Origin of the sequence: Streptomyces sp. NPDC057616 (assembly GCF_042800575.1) — a bacterium.
GTDB lineage: Bacteria > Actinomycetota > Actinomycetes > Streptomycetales > Streptomycetaceae > Streptomyces.
Genome location: NZ_JBHVGU010000011.1, coordinates 48,037 through 59,267, shown reverse-complemented (window position 1 = coordinate 59,267; position 11,231 = coordinate 48,037). Strand labels below are relative to the sequence as shown.

The 11,231-nt window shown below is 72.7% G+C and carries 10 protein-coding genes; 2 read left to right on the top strand and 8 right to left on the bottom strand.

What is annotated here, in order from left to right:
- Positions 1–5: 5 nt before the first annotated feature.
- From ACFU97_RS15750 to pdhA, 3 genes are read right to left on the bottom strand one after another with little or no spacing between them, the layout of a single operon-like run.
- Positions 6–1,337, bottom strand: a complete 1,332-nt coding sequence (locus tag ACFU97_RS15750) for a dihydrolipoamide acetyltransferase family protein (RefSeq protein WP_384256117.1) — start codon at positions 1,335–1,337, stop codon at positions 6–8.
- Positions 1,337–2,341 (bottom strand): alpha-ketoacid dehydrogenase subunit beta, encoded by a 1,005-nt coding sequence (locus ACFU97_RS15745; RefSeq protein WP_384256114.1) that lies wholly within the window; start codon positions 2,339–2,341, stop codon positions 1,337–1,339. Before ACFU97_RS15745 ends, ACFU97_RS15750 begins: the two co-directional genes overlap by 1 nt.
- Positions 2,338–3,474: a pyruvate dehydrogenase (acetyl-transferring) E1 component subunit alpha gene (gene pdhA, locus ACFU97_RS15740; RefSeq protein ID WP_384256112.1), complete on the bottom strand. Its 1,137-nt coding sequence runs from the start codon at positions 3,472–3,474 to the stop codon at positions 2,338–2,340. The genes ACFU97_RS15745 and pdhA overlap by 4 nt, the downstream gene beginning before the upstream one ends.
- Positions 3,475–3,665: 191 nt before the next feature.
- Here pdhA and ACFU97_RS15735 point away from each other — a divergent pair, with 191 nt between their 5' ends.
- Positions 3,666–4,151, top strand: coding sequence for an Lrp/AsnC family transcriptional regulator (locus ACFU97_RS15735; protein ID WP_384256533.1), 486 nt, complete (start codon positions 3,666–3,668; stop codon positions 4,149–4,151).
- 29 nt (positions 4,152–4,180) lie between these two features.
- Here ACFU97_RS15735 and ACFU97_RS15730 read toward each other — a convergent pair whose 3' ends face one another.
- On the bottom strand, positions 4,181–4,771 hold the full coding sequence (locus ACFU97_RS15730; RefSeq protein WP_384256110.1) for a TetR/AcrR family transcriptional regulator: 591 nt from the start codon (positions 4,769–4,771) through the stop codon (positions 4,181–4,183).
- Positions 4,768–6,285, bottom strand: coding sequence for a 3-hydroxyacyl-CoA dehydrogenase (locus ACFU97_RS15725; RefSeq protein WP_384256107.1), 1,518 nt, complete (start codon positions 6,283–6,285; stop codon positions 4,768–4,770). The genes ACFU97_RS15730 and ACFU97_RS15725 overlap by 4 nt, the downstream gene beginning before the upstream one ends.
- Before the next feature lie 160 nt (positions 6,286–6,445).
- Between ACFU97_RS15725 and paaN the strand changes: the two genes are divergently transcribed.
- Positions 6,446–8,149: a phenylacetic acid degradation protein PaaN gene (gene paaN, locus ACFU97_RS15720; RefSeq protein ID WP_384256105.1), complete on the top strand. Its 1,704-nt coding sequence runs from the start codon at positions 6,446–6,448 to the stop codon at positions 8,147–8,149.
- Between the two features lie 21 nt (positions 8,150–8,170).
- Here paaN and ACFU97_RS15715 read toward each other — a convergent pair whose 3' ends face one another.
- The 3 genes from ACFU97_RS15715 to ACFU97_RS15705 form a co-directional block, all read right to left on the bottom strand.
- Positions 8,171–8,935, bottom strand: coding sequence for a TrmH family RNA methyltransferase (locus ACFU97_RS15715; RefSeq protein ID WP_384256103.1), 765 nt, complete (start codon positions 8,933–8,935; stop codon positions 8,171–8,173).
- A 79-nt stretch (positions 8,936–9,014) separates the two neighbouring features.
- Positions 9,015–10,229, bottom strand: a complete 1,215-nt coding sequence (locus ACFU97_RS15710; protein WP_384256100.1) for an HTTM domain-containing protein — start codon at positions 10,227–10,229, stop codon at positions 9,015–9,017.
- The gene (locus tag ACFU97_RS15705) at positions 10,226–11,128 is read right to left on the bottom strand and encodes a DUF5819 family protein (RefSeq protein ID WP_384256530.1); all 903 of its coding nucleotides are present in this window, start codon (positions 11,126–11,128) and stop codon (positions 10,226–10,228) included. The genes ACFU97_RS15710 and ACFU97_RS15705 overlap by 4 nt, the downstream gene beginning before the upstream one ends.
- Positions 11,129–11,231 lie beyond the last annotated feature (103 nt).

The window sequence follows — 11,231 nt, the reverse complement described above, 5'->3', positions numbered from 1 at the left end:
CGCAATCACAGCGTGCGCAGCAGGACCGCCGGCTGTTCCACGCAGTCCGCCACGTACCGCAGGAAGCCGCCCGCGGTGCCGCCGTCGCACACCCGGTGGTCGAAGGTGAGCGAGAGCTGGACGACCTGACGCACCGCCAGCTCGCCCTCGTGCACCCACGGCTTGGGGAAGATGCGGCCGACGCCGAGCATGGCCGCCTCGGGGTGGTTGATGATCGGTGTGGAGCCGTCGACCCCGAAGACGCCGTAGTTGTTCAGCGTGAACGTGCCGCCGGTGAGGTCGCCGGGCGTGAGGGCTCCCGCCCGGGCCGACTCGGTCAGCCGGGCGAACTCCGCGGTCAGCGCCTCCGCGTCCCGGGCGTGCGCGTCCCGTACGACCGGGACGACGAGGCCACGCTCGGTCTGCGCCGCGAAGCCGAGGTGCACCTGGTCGAGCTGGACGACCTCCCTCGCCTCCATGTCGACCGTGGAGTTGAGCTCGGGGAAGCGGGCCAGGGCGGCGGTGCAGATGCGGGCCAGCAGGGCGAGCAGGGAGATCTTCGGCCCGCCGGCCGCGTTCATCGCCGCACGCGCGCGCATGAGTTCGGTCGCGTCGGCGTCCACCCAGCAGGTCGCGTCCGGGATCTCACGGCGGCTGCGGGAGAGCTTGTCGGCGACGGCGCCGCGGATTCCCTTGAGGGGGACGCGCAGGCCGTTGGCGGCGGCCGGGACGGGGGCCGGGTCGGACGTCACGCGCGCGGGGGCCTCGGCCGGCGGCTCTGACATGCCCGCCTGGGCGCCCGCGGCACGCAGCGCGTACTCGACGTCCGCCCTGAGGATCAGCCCGTCGGGGCCGGAGCCGGTCATCTCGCGCAGGTCCAGGTCGTTCTGCCGGGCGAGCCTGCGCACCAGGGGGGAGATCACGGGGACGGGGCCGTCGGCCGGACCCGGGGTGCCGCCGTGCCCGTTCTCCTCGCGGGACGGAGCGACCGGCGCCGGCTGCCCCGGCTTCACCCTGCGGCGGCGGGCGGGCGCCTCCGACGTGCCGTATCCCACCAGGACGTTGCCCGAGCCCTCGGTCTCGGTGCCGGACGCCGGCGCGCCCACCGCGACCGTGATCAGCGGTGCGCCGACGGGCAGTTCCGTGCCCTCCTCGCCGAAGCGGGCGGTGACCACGCCGCCGTAGGGGCAGGGCACCTCGACCATCGCCTTGGCCGTCTCGACCTCGACGACCGGCTGGTCGACCGCGACGAGGTCGCCGACCTCGACCAGCCACCGCACGATCTCCGCCTCGGTGAGTCCCTCGCCGAGGTCGGGGAGCTTGAACTCCAGGCTGTGCATGTCAGAAGTGCGTGACATCAGCTCTCGGCCTCCCACTGCAGACGCGCCACGGCGTCCAGGATCCGGTCGACGCCGGGCAGGTGGTGACGCTCCAGCATCGGCGGCGGGTAGGGGATGTCGAACCCGGCGACGCGCAGCACGGGCGCCTCCAGGTGGTGGAAGCAGCGCTCCGTCACGCGGGCCGCGATCTCGCCGCCCGGGCCGCCGTAGGAGCCCGACTCGTGCACGACGACCGCACGGCCGGTCCGGCGCACCGAGGCGCAGACCGTCTCGTCGTCGAACGGCACCAGGGAGCGCAGGTCGACGACCTCGAGGTCCCAGCCCTCGGCCGCCGCGGCCTCGGCGGCCTCGAGGCAGACGGGCACCGACGGCCCGTAGGTGATGAGCGTGGCGCTCCGGCCGGGGCGGCGCACCACCGCACGGCCGATCGGCTCGACGTCCGTCGGGTGCTCCGGGTTCCAGGAGTCCTTGGACCAGTACAGGCGCTTGGGCTCGAGGAAGACGACCGGGTCGTCGGAGGCGATCGCGGCGCGCAGCAGGCCGTAGGCGTCGGCGACCGTGGCGGGCGTGACGACATGGAGCCCCGGAGTCGCCATGTAGTACGCCTCGGAGGAGTCGCTGTGGTGCTCGACGCCGCCGATGCCGCCGCCGTAGGGCACGCGGATGGTGATCGGCAGCGGCATGGCGCCGCGGGTGCGGTTGCGCATCCGGGCGACGTGGCTGATCAGCTGCTCGAAGGCCGGGTAGGCGAAGGCGTCGAACTGCATCTCCACGACCGGCCTGAGGCCGTACATCGCCATGCCCACGGCGGTGCCGAGGATGCCGGCCTCGGCCAGCGGGGTGTCCGTGCAGCGGTCCTCGCCGAACTCCTTGGCGAGGCCGTCGGTCACCCGGAAGACACCGCCGAGGGTGCCGACGTCCTCGCCCATGACGTGCACGGCGGGGTCCGCGGCCATGGCGTCGCGCAGCGCGCGCGTGAGGGCCTGCGCCATGGTGGCCGGCTTGACGGCGACGGTGGTCATCGGTGGCCGCCTTCCTGTTCCGCGTGCAGCTCCGCCTGCAACTGGGCCTGCTGTTCGCGCAGTTGCGCGGTGGGCTCGGCATACACATGGGCGAAGAGGTCCATGGGGTCGAGCACCGGGTCCTGGTTCATCCGCTCGCGCAGGTCGGCGGCCATGGTCTCGGCGGCGTCGCGGGCGGCCCGGATGCCGTCCTCGTCGATCAGACCGCGCTCGGTCAGCTCGTGCTCCAGCAGCGCGATCGGGTCGTGCGCGCGCCAGGCGTCCACCTCGGTGTCACCGCGGTAGCGGGTCGCGTCGTCGGCGTTGGTGTGGGCGTCGATGCGGTACGTGATCGCCTCGACCAGGGTGGGGCCGCCGCCCTCCCGCGCGCGGCGCACGGCGGCGCCGAGAACCTCGTGCACCGCGGCCGCGTCGTTGCCGTCGACCAGGCGGCCGGGCATGCCGTAGCCGACGGCCTTGTGGGCCAGCGACGGTGCCGCGGTCTGCTTGGCGAGCGGGACGGAGATGGCGAAGCCGTTGTTCTGCACCAGGAAGACGACCGGGGCCTGCCAGACGGCGGCGAAGTTCAGCGCCTCGTGGAAGTCGCCCTCGCTGGTGCCGCCGTCGCCGACCATGGCGAGCGCGACCACGTCGTCGCCCTTGAGGCGGGCGGCGTGCGCGAGGCCGACGGCGTGCGGAAGCTGGGTGGCGAGCGGGGTGCTCAAGGGGGCCACGCGGTGTTCGTGCGGGTCGTAGCCGGTGTGCCAGTCGCCGCGCAGCAGCGTGAGCGCCTGGACGGGGTCCAGGCCGCGGGCGACGGCGGCGAGCGTGTCCCGGTAGCTGGGGAAGAGCCAGTCACGGTCCTCCAGGGCCAGCGCGGCGGCGACCTCGCAGGCCTCCTGGCCGGTGCTGGAGGGGTAGACGGCGAGGCGGCCCTGCTTGGTGAGCGCGGTGGCCTGCGCGTTGTACCTGCGGCCGCGGACCAGCTCCGCGTACAGGCGGCGCAGCAGGGCCGGGTCGGCCTTCGCGGCCGCCTCGGTGCCGAGGACGCGGACGGGCTCCGCGTCGGGCAGCAGCGGCGCGGGGTCCGTGCGGGGCTGCCAGGCGGGCGGCGGGGATGGCCGGTAAGCGCCCCGCTGCTCCATGACCGTCATGACGGCACCTCCTCGTGGGAGCGGCTTCGGGCGTACCACGGCAGTGTGGTGCGCCTCACCTACCGATTGTTCGGTCGCCGACACATTTTGGCTACAGGCGGCTCCACGCTGTGGACAAACGGTTCTCCACAACCTGGAATGAAAGCAGTACGTCCATGGCAGGGAGGCGGGGGGACATGGCACCTGAACAAATGGCCGAGGGGGCGGAGGGAAGCGCTGCCGTACCGCCCGCCCGTCCCCTCGACGCCATCGATCTGGACATCCTCCAGATGCTCCAGGCGGACGGCCGCGCCTCGATACGGTCGGTCGCCGAACGGGTGCACGTCTCGCGCGCCAACGCCTACGCGCGCATCAACCGCCTCATCGACGACGGCGTCATCCGCGGGTTCGGCGCCCGCGTCAACCACGAACGGGCCGGTCAGGGGACCTCGGCGTACATCACCCTGAAGATCATCCAGAACTCCTGGCGGACGGTGCGCGAGCAGCTCAGACAGCTGCCCGGGGCCTCCCACATCGCCCTGGTGGGCGGCGACTTCGACGTGCTGCTGCTGGTGCACACCTCGGACAACCGGGCGCTGCGCGAGCTGGTGCTCACCCGGCTCCAGGCCATGCCCGAGGTGCTCAGCACGCGCACGCTGCTGGTGTTCGAGGAGGAGGACCTGGAGCCGCAGGGCTGAGCCGGGCGCCCGCCCCTTCCCGCGGGCGCTCAGCCCTCCTTCCGCAGCCCTCCGAAGACCAGCTGCACGACCGCGTCGGCCACCTCGCGCTCGTCCATGCCCCGCCCGTCCGGCCGGTACCACTCGACGATCGAGTTGATCATCCCGAAGACCAGGCGGGTCGCGAGCCGAACCTCCACGTCCCCGCGCACGTCCCCCTCGGCCGCCGCCGCCTTCAGCAGCTCGGCCACCCGGTGGTCGAAGTCGCGGCGCCGCTCCAGCGCCCAGCGCTCGGTGTCGGTGTTGCCGCGCACCCGCAGCAGCAGCGTCACGTACGGCAGCTCGCCGATCAGCACCTCGACCATGCGCCGCACCACGTACTCCAGGCGCCGGGCGGCGCCGCCCACGCGCGCGTGCTCCTCGTCGAGGATGCCGAAGAGGCCGTCGATCGCCCGGCTGACGGCCCGGCGCAGCAGCTCCTCCTTGCCGGACACGTGGTGGTATATCGACGACTTCGAGATGCCGGCCGCCCGGGAGAGGTGCTCCATCGAAGTGCCGTCGTAGCCGCGGTCGTTGAAGACCTGGACGGCCACGGACAGCAGCGTCTCCGGGGTGTACGTGTCGCGCTTGGCGGTGGTCATGAGGTGCTGCCCTCCCGCTTGTCGGAGGCGTACGCGTGGCGGTACAGCGCGAGGGAGGGCGCATAGCGCCCGGAGGGATCGCGCAGGTGCAGGTCGTCGAGGAGGGCGTACGCCCAGTTGCGGCCGAGCCTGCGGCTCCACTCGAAGGGGCCGAGCGGGTAGTTGACGCCCAGGCGCATCGCGGTGTCGATGTCCTCCTCGGTGGCCACGCCCTTGGCGACGGCGTCGTGGGCGAGGTCGACGATCCGGGCGACCGTGCGCGCGACGATCATGCCGGGGACGTCGCCGATGACGCTGACGTCCTTGCCGAGCGCCTGGAAGAGGCCGATGGCCTCGGCGAGCGTCTGCGGCGCGGTGTCCTGGGAGGCGGACAGGGCGATGCGGGTGGCCCGGCGGTAGTCCAGGGCGAGGTCGAAGTAGACGACGTCGCGGAACTCCACCGAGGTCTGGCCGTCGGCGAGCGCCAGCTGGCCGCCGCTCGGCAGCACCAGGCGGGTGCCGTGGTCCTCGTCCTCCTCGCGCACCGCGATGCCCGTCTCGCGGATCAGCGCGAGCAGCTCGGAGGCGGGGCCCAGGTCGCCCTCGGCGACGACGTACGCGGGCGGGCGCGCCTTCTCCGCGGTGTGCGGCTCGGCGGGCTCGGCGTCGTCGCCGTAGTCGTACCAGCCCTGGCCGCTCTTGCGGCCGAGCCGGCCCGCCTCGACCAGCCGGCGCTGGGCGAGCGAGGGCGTGAAGCGCACGTCCTGGAAGAAGCTCTGCCACACGGAGTGCGTGACCGACTCGTTGACGTCCTGCCCGATCAGGTCGGTCAGCTCGAAGGCGCCCATCCGGAAGCCGCCCGACTCGCGCAGCACCGCGTCGATGGTGGCCGGGTCGGCGCCCTGGGCCTCGTAGACGGCGAAGGCCTCGGCGTAGAAGGGCCGGGCGATGCGGTTGACGATGAATCCGGGGGTGTCGGCGCAGGCGACCGGTGTCTTGCCCCAGGCGCGTGCCATCTCGTACGCGCGCGTGGCCGACGAGACGTCGGTGGCGAACCCGGAGACGACCTCGACCAGCGGCAGCAGCGGCGCCGGGTTGAAGAAGTGCAGGCCGACGAGGCGGCCGGGGCTGCGCAGCGCGCCGCCGATGGCCGTGACGGACAGGGAGGAGGTGTTGGTGGCGAGCAGGCAGTCCTCGCCGACGACGTCCTCCAGCGCCCGGAACAGCTCCTGCTTGGCGTCCAGCCGCTCCAGGACGGCCTCGACGACCAGGGAGCAGTCCGCGAGCTCGGCGAGGTCCACGGCGGGCAGCAGCCGCTCGTGCGCGGCGTCCCGGTCGGCCGCGGTGAGCCGCTCCTTCGCCACGAGCCGGTCCAGGCGGGCGCCGATCGCCGCGGCCGCCTCCTGCGCGCGCCCCTGAACGGCGTCGTACAGCCGTACCCGATGGCCCGCGACCAGCGCGACCTGGGCGATGCCCTGGCCCATGGTGCCGGTGCCGACGACGGCCACGGGGCTGCTGAGGTCCAGTGCTGTCATGCGCGCGATCCTCCCGCACGGGGTTTTCCACAGATGCGGCGGACCCCCTTGTCCCGACCGATCGTTCGGTTACTCTAACTCTGACCGGCTGTTCCCGCCCCTATTTCTGCCCAGGTCATGGGCTCGACGAAGAGTCCACAAGACGAGGAGTTGGTCCCGCATGGCCGCCGAACTGACCACGCACGAGCTGATCGCCAAGCACCGGCCCACCCTCGACCAGGCGCTGGAAGCGATCCGCACACGCGCCTACTGGTCACCGCACCCCGAGCACCCCAAGGCCTACGGCGAGAACGGCAGCCTGGACATGGCGGCGGGCAAGGCCGCATTCGACGCCCTCCTGGGCACCCGCCTCGACCTCGGCCAGCCCGGCACGGACGACTGGGTGGGCGGCGAGACGTCGCCGTACGGCATCGAGCTGGGCGTGACCTACCCGCACGCGGACCTCGACGAACTGCTGCCCGCCATGAAGGCCGGGCAGCGCGCGTGGCGCGACGCGGGCGCGGAGATGCGCGCGGTGGTGTGCCTGGAGATCCTCAGGCGGATCAGCGACCGGACGCACGAGTTCGCGCACGCGGTCATGCACACCTCGGGCCAGGCGTTCATGATGGCGTTCCAGGCGGGCGGCCCGCACGCGCAGGACCGCGGCCTGGAGGCGGTGGCGTACGCGTACGTGGAGCAGGTCCGCACGCCCGACACCGCGGAGTGGACCAAGCCGCAGGGCAAGCGCGACCCGCTCGCCCTCACCAAGCAGTTCACCCCGGTCCCCCGCGGCATCTCGCTGATGATCGGCTGCAACACCTTCCCGACGTGGAACGGCTACCCGGGCCTGTTCGCCTCCCTGGCCACCGGCAACGCGGTCCTGGTCAAGCCCCACCCGCGCGCGGTGCTGCCGCTCGCGCTCACCGTGCAGGTGGCGCGCCAGGTGCTCACCGAGTCCGGCTTCGACCCGAACCTGGTGGCGCTGGCGGCCGAGCGGCCCGGCGAGGGCATCGCGAAGGCGCTCGCCACGCGCCCGGAGATCCGGATCATCGACTACACGGGCTCGACGGCGTTCGGCGACTGGCTGGAGGCCAACGCCCGGCAGGCGCAGGTCTACACGGAGAAGGCCGGCGTCAACACCGTGCTGGTGGACTCGGCGGCGAACTACAAGGGCATGCTCTCCAACCTGGCCTTCTCGCTGTCCCTGTACAGCGGCCAGATGTGCACCACCCCGCAGAACCTGCTGATCCCCCGCGACGGCATCCGCACCGACGAGGGCCCGAAGACCTTCGACGAGGTGGTCGCGGACCTCGCCCGCGCGGTCGACGGCCTGCTCGGCGACGACGCGCGCGCGAACGCGCTGCTCGGCGCGATCGTCAACCCGGACGTGAAGGCCCGTCTGGAGGCCGCGGCCGGGCTCGGCGAAGTCGCCCTGGCCTCACGGGAGATCAGCAACCCGGAGTTCCCGGGCGCGGTGGTGCGCACGCCGGTGATCGTGAAGCTGGACGGCGCGAAGCCGGACGACGAGGCCGCGTACATGAGCGAGTGCTTCGGCCCGGTCTCCTTCGCCGTCGCGGTCGACTCGACGGCGGACGGCGTGGAGCTGCTGCGGCGCACGATCCGCGAGAAGGGCGCGATGACGGTCGGCGCGTACACCAGCGACACCGAGGTCGAGGACACGATCCAGGAGGTCTGCCTGGAGGAGGCGGCGCAGCTGTCGCTGAACCTCACGGGCGGGGTGTACGTCAACCAGACGGCCGCGTTCTCCGACTTCCACGGTTCGGGCGGCAACCCGGCGGCCAACGCGGCGCTGTGCGACGGCGCGTTCGTGGCGAACCGGTTCCGGGTGGTCGAGGTGCGCCGGGAGTCCGAGGGCCAGGCCTAGGGCCTGACGCCAGACCGGGCCCTAGGGCCTGGAGCCGTACCCGGTGGCGCTCCAGTGGTACAGCGTCATGGCCACGCTCGTCGCCAGGTTGTAGCTGGAGACCTGGGGACGCATCGGCAGGGACAGCAAGTGGTCGGTACGGGCGCGTAGTTCGGCGGACAGGCCGCTGCGCTCGGAGCCGAAGGCGAGGACGGCGTCGTCCGGGAGCTTCACGCCCCGGATGTCGTCGCCCTCCGGGTCGAGGGCGAACAGCGGGCCCGCCGGCAGCTCGTCGGCGGTCAGCCGCTCCACCGCGGTCGCGAAGTGCAGCCCGGCCCCGCCGCGGACGACGGTGGGGTGCCAGGGGTCGAGCGTGCCGGTGGTGACCACGCCGGTCGCGCCGAACCCGGCGGCCAGCCGGATCACGGCGCCCGCGTTGCCGAGGTTGCGCGGGTTGTCGAGGACCACGACGGGCGCGGTGCGGGGCGCGTACGCCAGCTTCTCGAGGTTGGCCGCCCGGGAAGGCCGTACGGCCAGCGCCGCCACGGCCGTGGGGTGCGGGCGCGGGACCAGGCTCCGGTACGTCTGCTCCGGCACCTCGGTCAGGAGCGCGGCCAGCTCCTCCCGTACGTCAGGGGCGAGTTCGCCGGCGAGCGTGAGGGCCGCCCGCCGGTCGGCGGTGACCGCCACCGGGACCTCCGCCGCGAAGCGCAGGGCGTGCTTGAGCGCGTGAAAACCGTCGAGCAGCACGCAGGAGCCGGCCAGCCGGCGCCAGGCGCTCACGGTGTCGGCGGTGGGGTCGGTCATGGTGGGCAGCCTACGTGCGCACGCAGCCGGGGCTCACGCGCGCACGCACCTGGGGCGCACCGGCGCGTGCGCCGTGGGCTCACGCCGTGGAGTTCGCGGGCGCGGGCTCGGGGTTCTCCGGCACGCGCGGTCCGGGCAGGGGCACCAGGCCGCCGCGGGCGAGGACGCGGTCACGCGCGCGTGCCGCCCAGCCGCCGAGCCGGCGCAGGAACGACGTCGGCAGGAAGACCGAGTCGGCCGTGATCATCGCGAGCGAGAAGAAGGGCAGTCCGAGGACCACGGCGATCACGGCGTGCTCGGTCATCATCACGGCCAGCAGGACGTTCTTCACCCGCCGGTTGAACAGCGTGAACGGGAAGGCGACCTGCACGATCACGGTCCCGTACGTCACCAGCATCACCATGGTGCCGCTGGACGACAGCAGATCGGCGAGCGCGGGCCAGGGCGAGAAGTAGTCGAGGTGGAGGGGGTAGTAGACGGCCGTGCCGTCCTGCCAGCGAGTGCCCTGGATCTTGTACCAGCCGGCCGTCGCGTAGATCAGGCAGGCCTCGGCCATGATCACGAGGACGGCGCCGTTGTGCACGATGTTGCCGACGACGTCCAGCAGTATCCGGGGTTCCTCGCTCTTCGCGAGGCGGCCGACGACCCACCGCACGGCGAGCGCGACCCACACCGCGTAGACGATCACCGGGACGGTCGCGTCGACGCCGTCGAACCTGCCGCCGGCCGTCACCGCGACCAGCGCGAACCCGAGCACGGCCCACAGCGCCGGACCGACCCGGTCGGCGACCTGTTCGCCACGCGCGCGTGCCTCGGCCGCGCGCCGGGCCCGCCGCGCGTCCAGCGACCAGACCTGACCGCAGCGCGTGAACACGAGGTAGACCGACATCAGGTGCAGGACGTTGTCGCCGCCGTCGCCCACGAAGACGCTGCGGTTCTGCAGCGAGAGCACGCCGATCATGAACAGCACCGACATGGTGCGGGTGCGCCAGCCGAGCAGCAGCAGCACGCTGGCCAGCACGGCGAGCAGGTAGACGATCTCGAACCAGGGGCGGCCGTCCGACCACATCAGGGCCGAGAAGGCGTGGTTGACCGCGATCAGCTGCTGGGCGTCGTCCCAGCTCCACGGGCCGCCGGGGCCGTAGAGCTCCGCGCGGTGGGGGAACTCGCGCAGCAGGAACATCAGCCAGGTGGCGCTGAAGCCGATGCGGACGACGGCCGTCTGGTACGGGCCGAGCGCCGACTCGGTGACGCGCGCGATGGCGGAGGAGACCGACAGGGCGAAGCGGTTCACTCGGCGCCTCCGTCGGTGTCGGCGGCCGTGACCTGCCACCAGGGCAGCACACGGTACAGCGGCTTGTCCGAGATCTTCTCGGCGCTCCAGCTGGGCGGGGTCACGTTGGTGGTGCTGGAGCGGACCTGGACCCGATCGACGACGCCGCCCTTCCCGGCCGCGTCGTCGCGGTCCAGGCGCAGCGCCACGATGCGCCGCAGGTAGCTCTCGGACAGGGCGCCGCGCAGGCCCGAGGGGCGGTTGTTGCTGTCGTGCGTGGCGACGAAGAAGTCCCAGGCCCGGCGCAGCTCGTTCTGCTGGGTGTGGCTGGGCACCAGATTGCCGTCGATGGCCCGGCCGTCCTCGGCGGACAGGTCGTACCAGCCGGTGGTGCGCACCTCGCCGTTCGCCGCCTGCACCTCGGCGCGGACCTGGACGGCGATGTTCTGCTGGAGCGGGTTGGGCGCGAAGAGCTTCCAGTTCTGCTCGAACTCCGGGTAGACCCACTCGTCGATCGCCTCGCCGTGCGCCTTGGTCAGGGTGTTCGACGGCGCGACGTGCAGGAAGACCATCCCGAGGTGAACGCAGACGGCGACGGCGACGACGGCGAGCGCCAGCGCGGCCCCGACCTGGTACCGGGGAGAGAGAGCGGCGACACCGGTACGGGCCTCGGCGTACGGGACCTCCGGTGCCCCCGGGGCGTCCGACCGGGGCGGGACGGCCGCCTCGGGGTGACTGTCCGGATCGGTGCGATGGTCCGGATCAGCTCGATGGTCCGGTTCAGCTCGATAGTGCGGATCGGTGCGATGGTCCGGTTCGGCTCGATGGTCCGGTTCGGGATGACCGCTCTGCTCGGGACGGGCGTCCGGCTCGGCTTGAACGGCCGGCTCGGGACGGGCGTCCTGCTCGGCATGACCTATCGCCTCGGCGTGAGCGTCCGCCTCGGCGTGAGCGTCCGGCTCAGTACGCGCAGCCGGTACCCGGCCGACGGCCCGTGCGGGACGGGCAGCCGCTTCGCGACGG

Coding starts and splice junctions, on each gene's coding strand:
- ACFU97_RS15750 (WP_384256117.1), bottom strand. CDS start 1,337: ATGTCACGCACTTCTGACATGCACAGCCTGGAGTTCAAGCTCCCCGAC.
- ACFU97_RS15745 (WP_384256114.1), bottom strand. CDS start 2,341: ATGACCACCGTCGCCGTCAAGCCGGCCACCATGGCGCAGGCCCTCACG.
- pdhA (WP_384256112.1), bottom strand. CDS start 3,474: ATGACGGTCATGGAGCAGCGGGGCGCTTACCGGCCATCCCCGCCGCCC.
- ACFU97_RS15735 (WP_384256533.1), top strand. CDS start 3,666: ATGGCCGAGGGGGCGGAGGGAAGCGCTGCCGTACCGCCCGCCCGTCCC.
- ACFU97_RS15730 (WP_384256110.1), bottom strand. CDS start 4,771: ATGACCACCGCCAAGCGCGACACGTACACCCCGGAGACGCTGCTGTCC.
- ACFU97_RS15725 (WP_384256107.1), bottom strand. CDS start 6,285: ATGACAGCACTGGACCTCAGCAGCCCCGTGGCCGTCGTCGGCACCGGC.
- paaN (WP_384256105.1), top strand. CDS start 6,446: ATGGCCGCCGAACTGACCACGCACGAGCTGATCGCCAAGCACCGGCCC.
- ACFU97_RS15715 (WP_384256103.1), bottom strand. CDS start 8,935: ATGACCGACCCCACCGCCGACACCGTGAGCGCCTGGCGCCGGCTGGCC.